Raw genomic sequence first — 17,017 nt, 5'->3', positions numbered from 1 at the left:
AACACACTACCGTGTTTTAATCTATTTTTATTGATTGTCCGGTATTACCGGTTTACTTGCTGCAGCATAAGCATGATCCTGAGCACTTAAACCACCAGCATTACCTTTACCTTCAAAATGATAGTCCAATTCTTCACGCGATTTTATTCCGACATCAGAAGTCACATATTCTGGTGCAGGAGCTTTAGTCATCGCTGAAGAAGAATAACCTATTGAGTGTAAATCATTGCTTACCAGATCAATATAATTACCATTTTGCTCACTAACGTTAAAATCCTCTTGAGCACTTACAAATAACGGAGCTTTTGATACCTCATCAACATTAGCAGTATCAGTACTATTTACATCTTCCTCATTTTTAACAATAACAGGAAGTAAAAGCGATGGAATGACAGGTACCACATTATTTTGCTCTTCATTAGTTATTTGACTGTAATCAACAACAACGCGACCTAAAGCTAATTCCAATGATGCTGCGGCAAACGGTAATGGCATTGGAGACTGTTTTAGTTCTACATTACGAACACGACGTTTATTACGTTGGCCATTCATTCGTAAATGTCTTGAAGTACGACGCTGACGTTTCGGTTGAATTTCTGATACAATATTGTCCTCAGCTGATTCTGAAACAATAATAGGTAATAATAAAGAAGGAATAACAACTCGTTCTAGTTCAGTTTGCACCATAGCCATGGCATTACTATTTTTCACACGAACACTTTTAGTTAATGTTCGTTGTTGACGCCTTGGCTTAGCTTCACGCAGTTTTGGTTGTACCTCTTCATCGACAACCCTATCTGCCTTAAGATTATTTTCGGGGGTTACTAAATTAGTATTTGAATTACTATTTTGTTTAGCTCTGCGATTATTATTTCGACTTGATTCTTTAACCTCATTAGTATTGCCTACGGCAACAACATTACCATTATTAGCTGCATTGTTATTTCGGTTATTACGTTGACGTCGATTGTTTGAACGTTGATTATCCCGTCTTTTGGTCGATCTTGTTTTAACTTCTGGCTGAGGTTCTACTTTTTCAGTAACAAACAGTTTACGTAATTTACCAAATAACCCACTAAACAGACCATCTGATTTTTTAGTTTTTAACTCTACCTTTTCTTTTGGTGTTGCACATGCTTCAACTTTAGGACCTGATAATACAGCTTGTTCAACAATAACTTCAACAGCTTGTTGCTCTTCTTCCTCTTCCTCAAGTTCACGAATCAATTTTGGAAGATTATAGCTCAGCACATCTGTTTCTTCTCCTCTACGCTTACGAATCACCTTATACAATGGGGTTTCCATCTCTTCATCGCCAGCAATCACAATTTTGACATCAGGATGCATGCTTTCAATATTTGTGATAGCACGACGTTTTTCGTTGAGTAAATAGCTTGCTATTGGCACAGGAACAATGACATCGATTTGTACTGTATTATCTTTCATTGCTTCTTCTTGAATCAATCGAAGAATAGATAAAGACAATGAATTATTGTCCCGAACTGTACCTGTACCTTGACAACGAGGACAAATATGATGCGTTGCTTCACGTAATGATGGGCTTAAACGTTGGCGCGACATTTCAAGTAGACCAAAGCGTGAAATTCGCGTAGTTTGAATTCGTGCACGATCGGTTTTCATCGCTTCTTTTAAGCGATTTTCTACCTCACGCTGATTGCGGACCGGTGTCATATCAATAAAATCGATAACAATCAAACCACCTAAATCGCGTAAACGTAGTTGACGAGCTATTTCTTCGGCTGCTTCAAGGTTAGTATTAAATGCTGTTTCTTCAATATCACTACCACGAATGGATTTAGCCGAGTTAATATCGATTGCTGTAAGCGCTTCTGTGGCATCAATAACAATTGAACCACCAGAAGGTAAGCGAACTTCTCGCTGAAATGCCGACTCAATCTGCCCCTCAATTTGGAAATGATTAAATAATGGCACATCACCCTCATAAAGCTTTAAGCGACTGATATACTCAACACGTCCCAAATCAGCTAAACGTTTTTTAGCAATCTCAAGTACTTTAGAATTATCAATTAAAATATCACCAACATCATCACGCAAATAATCACGAAACGCGCGAGTAATGATATCACTTTCTTTATGAATCAAACTTGGTGCAGGATGTTTTTTTGCTTCGTTTTGAATTGCTGTCCAATAGTTAACTAATGCATCTAAATCTTGTTGCAACTCCTCTTGGCTTTTACCAACGCCCGCCGTTCTAGCTATAACGCCCATACCTTTTGGCTTTTCAATTGCATCAATAATACGTTTAAGATCTGCTCTTTCCTCACCTTCTATACGGCGTGAAACACCACCAGCACGAGGATCATTAGGCATCAATACCAAATAGCTACCAGCTAAACTAATATAGGTAGTTAAAGCCGCACCTTTTTTGCCACGAATCTCTTTTTCAATTTGGATAAGGACTTCTTGACCTTCCTGTAGATGTTTAATACTACGACGACCAGAAATATTAGATGGGAAATAGCTTTCAGCAATCTCTTTTAAAGGTAAGAAACCATCACGCTCACCACCATACGAAACAAAAGCGGCTTCTAAACTTGGATTAATTTTAGTGATTTTACCTTTATAAATATTCGCTTTCTTTTGTTCATGCCCAAGGCTTTCGATATCTAAATCATACAATCGTTGACCATCAACAAGCGCAACTCGCAGCTCTTCTTGCTGGGTTGCATTGATTAGCATTCTTTTCATTATTCTACACTCTTGATTAATCTTAATTAACAGTTAGGTAGAATCTTATTATTGATAAGTGATTATTTTAACAATGATGAATAATGGTACTTAACTAAATATTGGTATACAGCATTCATTATTTTATTTCTGTTATTTTTGTTATTATTTTATGTGAACCTGACACCGCTTACACAACATTAATATAATACATTAAGCAAAATGCTAAATTAAAAGCACTAAATACTTTAAAAAAACCTAATTATATAATTTATCGACACTATTAATGTGGATAATTTGCAAACCTTTGTGTCTTACCGGCTTTAGCAAATAAACTAAATCTTTATGCAATTGTTTAAAATAAACATATTATCTAATTATAATGATTCTACTTACGCTATTTTATTTTTACAAACTGTAATGTCTAACGCCATTGCTGCATTACAAGGATAAAATTATCCGCCACTATTATTAACGTTTCAGTCAAGGATAGCAAGTAAATTAAACTGACTATTTTACAATCAGTTAAAAATTCATTTTTGACTACATTCAACTAGCTTTAACCACAAGATAAATAAATTATTTAATTTGCTTAAATTTTTATATTAAAACACCTAGTTACCTGAAACTTTTTTATAAAATTTTTTTACTAATTATTTCATTACTTAAAAATAAAACGCCGATGTAATTATGCATAACAAATCCTAATCAGTATAATTACAATAAAATGACATTATAATTTAAATATAGGATATATCTGTTTATGAACTCTGCCAATAAAATTGCCTTACTTAATTTTACTACTCGTTGGATTGAGCAATTCAAATACGCACCACAAAGCGAAGAACTACATGCCATCCCCTCGCCTTGTATTTTAAAAACTGACCATCTCACGGTATTTTGGCAACCATTCTTATTAGAACCGCCAAGAGATCTCTCGATTGTTGAACAAGTTATTGGTATCATTTTACATCCATCTGCTCACATTTTTTATGGTACACAATATGCAGGCAATATGACGGCTAAATTTACCGACACACATTTAACCTTAATTCAAGCATGGAACGATGATGACTTTTCAACTTTAGAACAAAATTTAATAGCTCATTTATCCCAACAAAAAAGATTAAAACGAACACCAACCATTTTTATAGCTACAACGGATGACAGCACAAAAATAATTTCATTAAACAATTTAACGGGCGAAATAGTAAAAGAGGACTTAATTACAGGAGAACTAACGACATTAACTAATGATTTGATTTCATTTTTTAATCAACTTACAGTTTTTCAGTAACTATAAGAAAGTTAAAAATGTTTACAAAAATCTATTTTTTCGTATACCTATTTGAAATTGTAACTTACAAAATAATGTGTATATAATGCAGTAATAATAATCAATTAAATAGGTGGATTATGTTTGAAAATTTGACAGCAGCGCCAACCGATCCCATTTTAGGGCTAGCTGACCTTTATAATAAAGATGAACGCACCAATAAAATTAACTTAAGCGTCGGTATTTATAAAGATGATACGACAAAAACCCCTATTTTAGAAAGTATAAAAAAAGCAGAGCATTTGTTACTAAATGACGAAATCACCAAAAGTTATTTCCCTATTGACGGTCTAAAATCTTTCAATATCGCAACGCAAATTTTGCTTTTTGGTAGTGAAAATGAACGAGCAAGAACTGCACAATCCCCCGGAGGAACAGGGGCTTTACGCATTATGGCAGACTTTTTAGCTCGTCGAACCAAAATAAAACGAGTTTGGGTAAGTAATCCAACTTGGCCAAATCATCGTAGTGTATTCCAAATGGCAGGCCTTGAAGTACGCGAATACTATTATTACAGTGCACAAACGCACACTCTTGATTTTGATGCTATGATGAGTAGCTTAAATCAAGTTGCCGCTGGCGAAGCGGTATTATTCCATGGATGTTGTCATAACCCAACGGGTATCGATCCAACTCCAGAACAATGGCAAGCTATATCGGATCTTGCCTTAGAAAATGGTTGGTTACCACTGTTTGATTTAGCTTATCAAGGCTTTGGACAAGGTATAGAAGAAGATGTTTATGGGTTACGGTTATTTGCCAATAATCATCCTGAACTACTTATTGCAAGTTCATACTCTAAAAATTTCGGTTTATATAACGAACGAGTGGGAGCATTTACATTAATTGCGGCAAATGCTGAAATTGCCGATCGAGCCTTTAGTCAAGTTAAAACAATTATTCGAGCTAATTACTCAAACCCTCCTGCCCATGGAGCTAAAATCGTCTCTTATATATTAAACAATGAAGAATTAAAAGAAGAGTGGATCGATGAATTAACAAGTATGCGTCAACGTATTCACCGCATGCGACAACTATTTGTAAAAACCTTACAAGACAAAGGTGCAAATCAAGATTTTAGTTTTATTGCCAAACAAAATGGCATGTTTTCGTTCAGTGGCTTGAACGAAGAACAAGTGCTAAAATTACGTAATGATTATGGCATCTACATCGTAAACTCAGGACGTATCAACGTGGCTGGTATGACATTAGATAACATGTCCAGACTTTGCGAATCAATTGTTGAAGTACTATAGAAATTTTAATAATAAACAGTCATAACAATAGAAACGCTCAATTAAAGGGTGTTTCTATTTACTCCTCCTTTAAATTTAATATGTTTTTTACTATAAAAAAATATGCTTAGCTTTGGCATACATATCCTTATTAATCAAAAAGTATCCTAATGATTACTTACACCTCCTCCCTCTCTTATTAATATCTTATTCCATTTGATTATATCAATAGAAAAACAGATTATTAGACGATACTCCAATAATTACTAATAATTATTTAGTAGGATAGTAACAATTATTGAGGATAGTTTGGTGGTGTCACATATTTTAGATTTTTTAATTTTGGGCAATAACTTTGGTACTAATGAAATGAGAGCAATTTGGTCAGAGACAAATCGCTTGCAAAAACAGGTGGATGTCGAAGTTGCTTTAGCTAAAGCGGAAGGTAAGTTAGGTGTTATTCCAATTGAATCAGCCAATTCAATCATTTCCAAAGCCGATGCTTCTAAATTATCAATTGAACAAATTGCCGAAGAAGCAGCTAAAGCCAAACATTCATTAATGTCAACAATTAATGCACTGCAAAAACAAGTCGGTGATGCAGGTCAATATATTCATTACGGCGCAACCACACAAGATATCGTCGATACTGCAACTGTTTTACAATTAAAACAATCTTTTACTGTAATTGAACGTGATAGCAAACTAGTGGCACTAGAACTAAAACGTTTAGCCAAAAAGTATCAGTATTTACCCATGGTTGGACGAACCCATGGCATGCAGGCACTCCCCACAACCTTTGGTTTTAAACTTGCCGTATGGTTAGATGAATTTATTCGGCACTTACAACGTTTAAGTGAAATCAAACAACGAGTATTAGTCGGTAATATTAGTGGTGCAATTTGTACTTATGCCTCAATGGGCAAGTTAGGACCACAAATTGAAACTCGTGCTTTAACAATACTGGGACTTAATATCCCTAATATCGGTTGGCAAGCAGCTCGTGACCGTTTTTCTGAATATGCATCAGTCATTGCGCTAATTAGTGGCACATTAGGTAAAATAGGCAATGAATTTTACAACTTAATGCGTACCGAAATTAACGAAGTTGAAGAACCGTTCTCGGAAGGTAAAATAGGCTCAACTACCATGCCACATAAACGCAACCCAGCGGCATTAGAAGGTTTAGCCAGTTTGACAGCTCCACTTTTAAAAAGCGTCGCGTTAATTCACGAATCAATGAAAGTTGAACATGAGCGCGATGCCATGAGTTGGCGAGCCGAATGGATCGCACTACCAGAAATTAATCTCTATATTTCAGCGCAATTACACACAGCACTTGCAGTACTTAAAGGACTTAAAGTCAATGCTGACAAAATGTTGACCAATTTATCACTACAAAATGGTTTACTACTATCTGAAAAAGTGATGTTTGAAATCGGCAAACGATTAGGTAAACAAACTGCACATAATTTAGTTTACCAAAGCGCCATGAAAGCATTTGAACAAAATCGACCATTTAAAGATATATTATTAGAAGAACCACGTTTAAATAAAGAATTCACCGAATCCGAACTTGATGCTTGGTTAGATCCAATTAGCTATATTGGCTCTGCACCGGAAAAAGTAGCACAAGTTATTCAATATGCTGAACAGTGTGGAGTATTAGCATGAGCTTTCGCTTAATCACTCATAAAGACATTCCGGCTTATCAGGCGCTATTGCATAGTGCTTATCAAACTACCACTCAATTAGGCATCCATTTTGCCGCAGCAACAGTCACGCAATCACAAATTGCTGACCATATTAATTCGAATGCCGTGTATCTATTAGAAAAAGAAGGTGATCTACTATCAACCTTAAGTATTCGCTTTCCGTGGGGCAATAACCCTGGACCTTATGGGTTACCACATTTAGGTTGGTTTGCAACAGCGCCACAATATAAAGGCAAAGGTTATGGTAATACATTATGGAATTTTGTTGAACAGCAAATTCTAATTAACCAACTAAAATTACCTGCTGTCACGTTAGGCACTGCTGCAAATCATCCATGGCTTGCCCAAACTTATATTAATAGAGGCTATAAAAAAATAGGGGAAGCTAATTTAACACTCGATCATACCACGCTTTATTTTGAAAAAATCTTAAATCATAAAAACTATACCGAATGGAAAAAAGGAGTAATAAACAATGAAAAAAATAAGCAAGTTACTGTCCGCTCTTTTATTAACTAGCCTAGCCTTAATTGGTTGTGATAATAAATCCAATCACCAAGTAACAGAGCAAAATGTCATTAAAGTGGGCTCCACAGGACAAAGCTATCCAAACGGTTATAAACAAGATGGCAATTTAGTCGGATTTGATGTTGAAGTTACTGAAGCAATTGCTAACGAATTAGGCTATAAAGTCGAATGGATCATTGCTGAATTTGGTGGCTTGATGGGGCAATTTGATTCAGGGCGTTTAGATACTATTGCCAATGCAGTTGCGGTTACAGTTGCTCGTCAAGCCAAATATGATTTTTCCAATACCTATAGCCTTTACGGTAGCCAAGTTGTTACCCACAAAGATAACAACGATATCAAGCAATTATCTGATTTTAAAGGTAAAACCATTGCCGGTGTGCTAGGCTCAAATCATATAAACAATCTAAAAAAAGCCTTTCCTAACAACGAAATAACAATCAAAACCTATGAAACACGAGATGGTGCAATGTATGACACGGAGTATCGACGAGTTGATGGTTATGTCAATTCTAAGCCAATATTACTGGCTGAAATTAAGCGTAAAAACCTACCGTTTAAATTAGTAGGTGAGCCAATTACTATTGAGCAAGTTGCTTTTCCATTTAGTAAAGATGAAAAAGGTCAAGCACTACGTGAAAAATTCAATCAAGCCATCGAAAAGTTACGCACCAATGGCACATTGAAAAACCTTGCAATTAAATATTTTGGTGAAGATATTACCCTATGAATTTTAATGTAAACTATTTTTTAAGTGTGTTTCCGCAGATATTACCTTATCTGCCAGTTACACTTTTTATTACCATCATATCGATTATGTTTGCCATTATATTTGGACTTGCGATTGCACTATTACGTAGCAATAAAATAATCATTATCGATTCGTTTTTTGCACTGTTTATTTCACTGTTTCGAGGAATACCTTCTGTTGTTTTACTGTTTATTATTTATTACGGATTACCACAAATTTTTCCTATTTTAAAACAAATGGGCGCTACAACAGCAGCCATTATCTGCTTCAGTTTAAAATATTCGTCCTATTTAGCTGAAATTTTCCGAGCAAGTTTAAAGTCCGTTGATCAGGGTCAGAAAGAGGCAGGAATAACCGTTGGTTTAAGTAAAATACAAGTTTATCGGGGTATTATACTACCACAAGCTATGGTCAATGCTCTACCAAACGCCGGTAATATGTTCATTTCATTACTTAAAGATTCATCTGTTGCCTTTTTTGTTGGCGTGCAAGAACTATTAGCATCGGGGAAAATGTTAACTGCTAACTCATTCCTCTACTTCGAAACCTATCTAGCTGTAGGTATTGTTTACTGGTTAACTGTTGTTGTCTATTCTTGGATACAAAAACAATTAGAGCAAAAGCTCAGTATACCTTATCATCGTTAAGGAGTAAGGTTATGATTTCTATTTCGCATTTATCTAAACGTTTTGCAAATAATGAAGTATTAAAGGACATCAACTTAAATATAAAACAAGGTGAAATTGTTGCCATTATTGGCCCATCAGGCTCAGGAAAATCAACTCTGTTACGTTGTTTAAATTTACTAGAAAAACCAAATACTGGCACTATCAAAATAGGAACTGTATCACTTAATAGTAAGCATTATAGTATTAAAGAAGAAAGCAACTTACGAAAACAGTCCGCTATGGTTTTCCAACACTATAATTTATTTAAAAATAAAACAGCATTAGAAAATATAACTTATCCATTAATTGTTGGTCAAAAAATGGATAAAACCAAAGCAAAACAACAAGGATTATCATTATTAGAACGAGTCGGTATGTTGCCATATGCAACACAATATCCCATCACTTTATCGGGTGGTCAACAACAACGTGTTGCAATTGCAAGAGCTTTAGCTGTTAAACCAAATGTATTATTATTTGATGAACCGACTTCTGCACTCGATCCTGAGCGAGTACACGAAGTATTGCAAGTCATGCTACAGCTAGCAAAAGAACGTATTACTATGATTATAGTAACTCATGAAATGGAGTTCGCTAAGTACGTTGCAGATAGAATTATCTTTATGGCTGAAGGAATGATTATCGAAGAGGGATCAGCAAAATCAGTCATCGATAATCCTCAAAATGAAATTACGCAACGATTTTTACGCCAGCTAACTGACGAAATTGATTTTGAAATTTAGTTAAAAACTATATTAACTAATGATAATAATTTAATATTTAAAGAGTAAATAAATAAGATAATAGAAATTGACGAAAATCTAAACCTTTTGCTAGTTTATGAATATCTGTTAATAATTGCTCTGTTTTAGCTTGATCTTTAATCGCTGAATGCAATTTTAACGACATTTCAGTTTGGCTATATGGGTTTTTAGGAGAACCTTTGGGAATATCAATACACTGACTTATCTTTTTACCATTTTTAAGAAAAATATCAATAATTACATAACGCCCATTATAAGCTTCGGGATGTGGCGTAAGATGCGTTTGATAACTTCGTTTCATCTTCTGCATTAATTGTTTTATTGCATTTGAAATAGGTTGTGATGAAAACTGCTCAAAACCAAGTGGCAATCCTAAAAGAGTTAATGCTAAAACATATTCAGCCGAAAAACGTCCTTGCTGCGCCAATGAAGGGGTTTTATATATCAGTGCAGCATCACTATTTGGCGGTGCAAAATAAATAACAATATTATTAATATTATCAAATTCAAAGCTAAGATTTTGGTAAAGTAATTGACCCGCATCAGCAATATAAGCAGCAGCTGAACAATAAGAATAATTTTTAAACCATAATCCGGGATCCACAATCTTCCAAGTTTTACCCCAATGACTTAAATCAAAATGTGTATTACCTTGCCCATAAATAGCCAAAAAACCTAATTTATCATCTAAAAAATCCTGATCGGCATGTATACCAGCTCTTAACCATTCAACGGATTGTACAGCATGCTGTGCTGCTAATCCTGCATGTAAAAATTTGATCGGAGTACCCATTAACAAACGCATTCCTGATGCTTGTGTAGCTGCTAATGTTAATGCCTGTGATAAAAAAGGTTCATCATAGAGATAACAAATAGCAGCAGTGGCGGCAATTCCACCCAAAGTAATAGTTGCATGCCAACCTTTTTCATAATGCTGTGGATTAACACTTTTACCCAACAAAGCCATCACTTCGATACCAATAACATAAGCCGTTAAAAAACGTCGACTATCAACCTTTTGTTCAATACTATCTAATCGAACACTAGCAATAAGAGCGGATAAAATAACGGCTGAGGGGTGGCCTCTAACATCTGAATGTACATCATCATAATCTAAACAATGCGCTTGGAAGCCATTAAAAAGTGCTGCTTGCCTTGCCGTAACTAACTTTTTTTGACCAATCAGCAAAGCTCTAGTATTTCCACCCTCATCTGCTATCCATGCTAGTAATTTATGAACATCATCTTTCTGACAAGCTTGTAAACTACAAGCAAAATAATCGGTTATACCCTTGATAGCACAATCAATAACTTGAGGATCACTGATTATTGAAGTATTTTTTATTAAAATACTTAATTGTTGACCTAAATTCATTTTATATTCTCAATAAATACAATAAGTAATAAAAATAACCATTTAATAAAATAATTTGCTTTACCATAAGTAACATAATGAAAAATAAATAAAAAGTTAAAGATTATATGGTTATATTTTTATAACACAAAGTCATAAGTATGAATCTATTTATATAATTATTCTTGGCAATTGTTTTATGTGCTAAGATATTGCCATTAAATTGTACTTAACATCACAAAAAATAAGTCTAATTATGTCAATTTGTTATGTTGCTTTAGGGAGCAACCTTGAAGATCCGTTTGCACAAGCTAATCGTGCTATTGAATCATTACGCTGTTTGCCTAGCACAAAAGTGGTAGATATTTCACCATTTTACCGAAGTAAGCCCTTAGGACCACAAGATCAAAATGATTATCTTAATGCAGTAATTAAACTGACGACAAGCTTATCACCTATAGCATTGCTTGATGAACTACAAGTAATTGAAAAAGCACAAGGACGCGTACGCAAAGATAATCGTTGGGGTGCTAGAACCCTAGATTTAGATATTTTACTTTATGATGACTTAGTTATTAATAATGAAAGACTTACTATCCCTCATTATCATATGAAAAATAGAGAATTTGTCCTCTATCCACTATTTGATATCAGTCCTGAACTTATTTTCCCCGATAATGACAAATTGTACGATTTAGTAGCTAAATGTTCTGAAAATGGATTAAAAAAGTGGAATAAGTAATTATCTTTATTAATAACATATAGTTGTACTATTTTTTTTATTTTTTAATTATAAAAATGATAAAAAAAATTTGCCAAAGGCTGAATTATTGCTATAGTTTAGCGCTTTCAAATAATCTTTACTTAAGGGGATTGCAGTGAAAAAGGAACAAAAAGTAAATACATCTTCTCTTAGCCTGCTTTCAATTGCTGGGCTTGAGCCTTATAAAGAGGCAAAAGATGAGGAGTACATGAACCCTAAGCAATTGAAACATTTCAAACTTATTTTAGAAGCTTGGCTAACACAGCTACAAGGTGAAATGGGAAAAACAGTTACACATATGCAAGATGAAGCAGCGAACTTTCCAGATCCGGCTGACCGAGCAACACAAGAAGAAGAATTCAGCCTTGAATTACGCGCTAGAGATAGAGAAAGAAGACTCATCAAAAAAATTGAAAAAACGTTAAAGAAAATCGAATCAGACGATTTTGGTTATTGTGAATCTTGTGGTGTTGAAATTGGAATCCGCCGTTTAGAAGCAAGGCCAACAGCCGATTTATGTATTGATTGCAAAACGCTTGCTGAACTTCGCGAAAAACAAATGGGTATGTGATCCCAGTTTTATCTATCATTCCAAATCAGACCTATGCATTATATCGGTCGTTTTGCCCCTTCGCCATCCGGGCCATTACATTTCGGTTCGTTGGTAACGGCTCTTGGTAGTTATCTCCAAGCTAAATCTTGTCGTGGTAAATGGCTTGTCCGTATCGAAGATATCGACCCACCACGAGAAATCAAAGGGGCATCATCACTTATATTAAAAACGCTTGAAGCGCTTAATTTATATTGGGATGATACAGTCTTGTATCAATCATCTTGCAGTGAGCGTTACCGCACTGTTTTAAAAACACTTATAGATAAACAACAAGCCTATTATTGTGACTGTACTAGACAACGAATTCAAAACCTAACAAATGGTATTTACGATAACTTTTGTCGTGAACGATATTTATCTATCAATAATAAGCAACAAGTTGCTGTACGTTTAAAACAAAATAATCCTATTTTTCAATTTAAAGATCAGATTCGTGGTTTACAAACAGTTGAAAAAGCAAGTGCGCAAGAAGATTTTATTATTCACCGCAAAGACGGCTTATCTGCCTATAACTTAGTGGTAGTTTTAGACGATCATGAACAAGGAATTACCGAAATTGTTCGTGGCGCGGATCTTTTACCTGTTACTGCAAAACAAATCTCACTATATCAACTGCTTGGTTTTTCTGTGCCAAGTTACAGCCATTTACCACTAGTATTAGATAAAAATGGCAATAAACTATCAAAACAAAATCATGCTAGTCCGATTGATTTAAAAAATTTTAAAGCGTTAACCGTCCAGGCTTTACAGTTTCTAGGACAATATGTGCCAGAAGATTGGCAAGACGCCACTCAAAAACAGTTACTAGATTGGGCTATACAACATTGGCAAATTGACAATGTCCCAAAACAGAACAGCCAATTATCCACCGATATAAGATAAATTAGGGGTGATCCCTACACGATGATCATGTAACAAATGCTTTTCTGGTTTAATCATTAATGAAGCAAGAATTTTTGCTTTTAATTGTTGTTTCTGTTCTGAGCTTTCCAACAAATCACGTAAATCAACCGCCGCATCACCAAATAGGCAGTAATGTAACTTACCGATAGATGATACACGTAATCGATTGCAACTTTTACAAAAATCTTTTGAATAGGGCATAATCAAACCAATTTTTCCTTGATAATCGCTGTGCACATAAATCTTAGCAGGACCTGATAATGTTTTTTTGGGTTGTAACTCCCACCCCTGCGCAATTAATTGTGTTTCAATAAAACTACCAGACAAGTGATAACGATTAAATATATCATTGCTTTCGCCTGTTTCCATAAGTTCAATAAAACGCAACTCTACTGGAATATTTTTAATCCATAACAAATAATCATTTAAATTATCATTCATATTTTTCATCAAAACGGTGTTAATTTTGACTTTTTTTATACCTACTTCTAACGATTTATCAACACAATGCAGTAATTCTTTAAGCTTATCTTGACCAGTAATTAATTTAAATAAATGGGGAGAAAAACTATCAATACTAATATTAATCGCATTTAAACCAGCTTGATGCCAATAGTGAATATTTTTTAATAAACGCGAACCATTGGTCGTAATAGCGAGTTCTTTCACGCTGGGATAGGAGGATATGAGCGATAAGATATCAATAAAATCGCCACGCAAAGTAGGCTCGCCACCAGTTAATCGAATTTTGCGTACACCGAGATCAGTAAATGTTGCCACAACATGATTAATTTCACTGAGCGACAAAAATTTATGTTTCTTGTTAGGCTGGTAACCACGTGGTAAACAGTACTGACACTGAAAATTACACAGCTCGGTAATCGACAAACGCAGATATTGAAATCGACGCTGATAATTATCAACTAATTGCATATATACATTAAACACCTTATCCAAATCGGGAAGCATAACCATTTCTGCGTTATACCGCGGCTAATCCACCATATGAAAATGTCACTTAGGTAAAAAAGCTTCAGAGTTTGGTTCAGTCTAGCATAGGCTTTATTTTTTGACTATGAGCAAAGTGATTTTTATAACGTAATGTTGGATAATTTATTTTGCGCATCGGACACGCATTTTGTTGAAATGAAGACCAATGAGTAATAAGTGTCTGTCAAATTAAATCTGAGCTACTACAATTAACTATAATATTATCTATTCCTCAATAATACATTATAACTATTTAATTTAAAAATAAAATCAATACTCTATCTGAACCATTTTATAAGAAAAAATAAACTCTCATAACACTCAAAATTAATATGGCTGTCTTTTTACTACGTCAGAATGTGTCGAAGTAAAGTTAGCATGTCAAACATGGGATGTTTGGCAAGCTTGTGCTTTTTTTTCTAGAGCGAACCATAAACAGCGTATTAAAACCAAATACTGGCAGAAAAATTTATCTGAAAAAAATTCTAACATAAGAACAAAGTAATGGTGGCCTTGAAAAGAAGAATATCAGGGATGATACATATATCTATTCAAAGACCACATTCTGTAACCAATACGGGGGAGCATTGAGAAATGATGAACTAAATTTTATATTAAAACGCCTATTTACCTGAAAGTTTTTTTACAAAATTATTTTAAAAACTCATCATCTGTTAATACTCGTAATGGTTGCATATCGCTTTCACCTTTTATAACTAAAGAAGGATCGGAGCGTAAGCAAGTCCCACCATAATGTCCACCAACAGTAAAAGTACATAACTGTAGATAACGATCTTCGACTTTCGGTAAGCACCATAGTTCTTGGTAAATATTTTCTTGTTTAGCAAATCGTCCTACTGTTTTATCAAGGATCTGTTCTTGATTATTCACTAATTGAATATCACTACCACGGCGTCCAGCTATTGGTTTTATTGCATAACCTTTTTTAATTAGGCTTTCATTGAGTTCAAATGTAGACTCTAATAGGTAACGATGATTAGGAAATAAAGACCATAATACGGGTAAAATAGCTTTATTACTTGTAATAACCGTCCACAGTGGTTCGAAAACAGAGACTTCCGGTCGCAAAAGTACATCGAGCAATCTAACTGAATTTTCAGGATGCCATGTACGAATTGGTAACCCTGCAATTTGTGCCTCGCTTTCTTCTCGAAGTTGCTCTAATACTGTTTCCCAAGCCCATGTCTTCCAAACACAAGTTACTTGGCGATCTTCATCATCAACAAGTCGACCACGTTTATCCCATCTTAGTCCAGTAAGCCCTCGTAAAATCTTGCTATTAAATCCAGCTTGAGTAAGTGCTGTTTGCATAAATAATGCATGATAATTTTCTTCACTATCATTATCTTGCATAATATGAACAAAAGATTGAGCATCACTATGCTTCCAACAGTTAGCTAAAGAATTAAGTAAACCACTACTAGGATTGATTCCTATATTCAGTCCAGCTTGAATAGCCCATTTTTGCAAAATATGACCTGCTTCAGTATGGCAAGAAGCAGAATCAGCATTATATTCATAGACTTTAAAGCCTCGTTCATCCATACAAAAATCTAACCGCCCAGTAATCATTTGGTAACGGCGCTGCTGCCATGAAAGTCTTAATCTTGGCCATAATATTTCTGGGATATTAAAATTAAGTAATAAGTTATCGTCCTTTAATACTTTATCTGTGGCATGCAAATACATTAAATGTAATTCATTGGTTGCGCGAATAAGCTCTTGTTCGGCACTTTCAGAAATAGTGAAATAGCGATAGTGATCATCATGACTAATAGCATGACCTGTCGCTGAAACATACGCACTTTCTAATGGATCTGATTCATTTAACCAATTTTTATCAAATTGACCTTGGTTTTCAATATGCGCGCTATGAATTTCAAGTAACGGTTTAGGAATTTTAGGTTGCGGTAAACTATATTCAGTCTTGTCAGTTTGAATCATCCACCCTAAGATTTTCGTATCATCAAACGAGTCATGTAATTGGTAACCGTCACTGGTCACTGTCATTTTAAGTTCACGAGTCCATTGCTGCCCAATTGGTAAACGCTTATGTATGACATTTTGTTCTGCTATCCGTACTTTATCTTTAAATACTTCAGTAATGATAGCTACATGACCTGTACGGTCAAAAAAACCACCATCATCCCAAACAAGTAACGCACCAGCCTCGGGCTTTTTTTTGCTTCCGTTTGCAAAAGCTTGCAAAGGTAAAATCGCTTCATTAACAACTTTCCTTAGAAAACGTAGTGAAAAAATTTCATGCGCCATACCAACATCTGTAAAAACAATACCATAGTTTAAAAATAAAAATCGCCTTGCAAATTCAACGCATTGCCATTTATATCCCATATATTCATAACCAGAATAACTACGAAAAGATGCATCATTAGGGTATTGCTTTTGATCTAAAGTTTCATAATCAGATGAATAAATGGCAACGCCACCTGGCGCATACCCTAATAATGTACCAAAAGGTTCTTTATTATTGGATTTAGATGACATGTTATTTTAGCCTTATTAGTAAATAGCAAGATACGTTAATTACACTATGTTATAATTTCTATCATAGATCAAAATATATACTTTAAAAAGCAATGTTTATTATTTGTTACTTGAAGAATAGTAAACTGCCTATATATAGTGTTTATTCTTGGTAGTCGTAAC

General features: G+C 34.6%; 14 protein-coding genes and 1 riboswitch. Of the genes, 10 read left to right on the top strand and 4 right to left on the bottom strand.

The features are described from left to right. Window positions 1-27: 27 nt before the first annotated feature. Window positions 28-2,730 (bottom strand): ribonuclease E, encoded by a 2,703-nt coding sequence (gene rne, locus ACGH49_RS07810; RefSeq protein ID WP_065606496.1) that lies wholly within the window; start codon window positions 2,728-2,730, stop codon window positions 28-30. Between the two features lie 742 nt (window positions 2,731-3,472). Here rne and syd point away from each other — a divergent pair. The 7 genes from syd (at window position 3,473) to ACGH49_RS07775 (ending at window position 9,685) form a co-directional block, all read left to right on the top strand. Beyond that, window positions 3,473-4,006 (top strand): SecY-interacting protein, encoded by a 534-nt coding sequence (syd, locus tag ACGH49_RS07805; RefSeq protein WP_065606498.1) that lies wholly within the window; start codon window positions 3,473-3,475, stop codon window positions 4,004-4,006. 119 nt (window positions 4,007-4,125) lie between these two features. Continuing rightward, window positions 4,126-5,301, top strand: coding sequence for an aromatic amino acid transaminase (locus tag ACGH49_RS07800; RefSeq protein WP_411588932.1), 1,176 nt, complete (start codon window positions 4,126-4,128; stop codon window positions 5,299-5,301). A 291-nt stretch (window positions 5,302-5,592) separates the two neighbouring features. Next, a complete protein-coding gene (gene purB / locus ACGH49_RS07795) occupies window positions 5,593-6,954 on the top strand; it encodes an adenylosuccinate lyase (protein WP_411588930.1) in 1,362 nt (453 codons plus the stop codon). Further along, window positions 6,951-7,514 carry a GNAT family N-acetyltransferase gene (locus ACGH49_RS07790; protein ID WP_081298002.1) on the top strand — a complete coding sequence of 188 codons (564 nt, stop codon included), beginning with the start codon at window positions 6,951-6,953 and terminating at the stop codon, window positions 7,512-7,514. The genes purB and ACGH49_RS07790 overlap by 4 nt, the downstream gene beginning before the upstream one ends. Next, window positions 7,471-8,253 (top strand): amino acid ABC transporter substrate-binding protein, encoded by a 783-nt coding sequence (locus ACGH49_RS07785; protein ID WP_065606504.1) that lies wholly within the window; start codon window positions 7,471-7,473, stop codon window positions 8,251-8,253. Before ACGH49_RS07790 ends, ACGH49_RS07785 begins: the two co-directional genes overlap by 44 nt. Then, window positions 8,250-8,921, top strand: coding sequence for an amino acid ABC transporter permease (locus tag ACGH49_RS07780; RefSeq protein WP_065606506.1), 672 nt, complete (start codon window positions 8,250-8,252; stop codon window positions 8,919-8,921). Before ACGH49_RS07785 ends, ACGH49_RS07780 begins: the two co-directional genes overlap by 4 nt. An 11-nt stretch (window positions 8,922-8,932) precedes the next feature. After that, window positions 8,933-9,685, top strand: coding sequence for an amino acid ABC transporter ATP-binding protein (locus tag ACGH49_RS07775; RefSeq protein WP_411588929.1), 753 nt, complete (start codon window positions 8,933-8,935; stop codon window positions 9,683-9,685). Between the two features lie 37 nt (window positions 9,686-9,722). Here the strand turns inward: ACGH49_RS07775 and ACGH49_RS07770 are convergent, their stop codons facing one another. Next, complete coding sequence (locus ACGH49_RS07770) at window positions 9,723-11,081, bottom strand: MmgE/PrpD family protein (protein ID WP_065606510.1); 1,359 nt, start codon at window positions 11,079-11,081, stop codon at window positions 9,723-9,725. A 235-nt stretch (window positions 11,082-11,316) separates the two neighbouring features. Between ACGH49_RS07770 and folK the strand changes: the two genes are divergently transcribed. From folK to gluQRS, 3 genes are all read left to right on the top strand, one after another. Then, the gene (folK, locus tag ACGH49_RS07765; protein ID WP_065606512.1) at window positions 11,317-11,802 is read left to right on the top strand and encodes a 2-amino-4-hydroxy-6-hydroxymethyldihydropteridine diphosphokinase; all 486 of its coding nucleotides are present in this window, start codon (window positions 11,317-11,319) and stop codon (window positions 11,800-11,802) included. A gap of 136 nt (window positions 11,803-11,938) precedes the next feature. Beyond that, the gene (gene dksA / locus ACGH49_RS07760) at window positions 11,939-12,394 is read left to right on the top strand and encodes an RNA polymerase-binding protein DksA (RefSeq protein ID WP_065606514.1); all 456 of its coding nucleotides are present in this window, start codon (window positions 11,939-11,941) and stop codon (window positions 12,392-12,394) included. 33 nt (window positions 12,395-12,427) lie between these two features. Then, window positions 12,428-13,318: a tRNA glutamyl-Q(34) synthetase GluQRS gene (gluQRS, locus tag ACGH49_RS07755; protein WP_065606516.1), complete on the top strand. Its 891-nt coding sequence runs from the start codon at window positions 12,428-12,430 to the stop codon at window positions 13,316-13,318. Here the strand turns inward: gluQRS and moaA are convergent. After that, entirely contained in the window at window positions 13,298-14,272 is a 975-nt protein-coding gene (gene moaA / locus ACGH49_RS07750) for a GTP 3',8-cyclase MoaA (RefSeq protein ID WP_411588928.1), read from the bottom strand. The two genes, gluQRS and moaA, sit on opposite strands and share 21 nt — an antisense overlap. After that, window positions 14,269-14,390, bottom strand: a riboswitch (molybdenum cofactor riboswitch). It overlaps the preceding gene by 4 nt. 590 nt (window positions 14,391-14,980) lie before the next feature. Further along, a complete protein-coding gene (gene gss, locus ACGH49_RS07745) occupies window positions 14,981-16,855 on the bottom strand; it encodes a bifunctional glutathionylspermidine amidase/synthase (protein WP_065606521.1) in 1,875 nt (624 codons plus the stop codon). Window positions 16,856-17,017: the final 162 nt, after the last annotated feature.

The sequence above is a fragment of the Gilliamella sp. BG7 genome (assembly GCF_046635565.1).
Lineage (GTDB): Bacteria > Pseudomonadota > Gammaproteobacteria > Enterobacterales > Orbaceae > Gilliamella > Gilliamella apicola_P.
The sequence above is the reverse complement of the archived record's forward strand: the minus strand, read 5'-3'. Positions and strand labels throughout refer to the sequence as shown.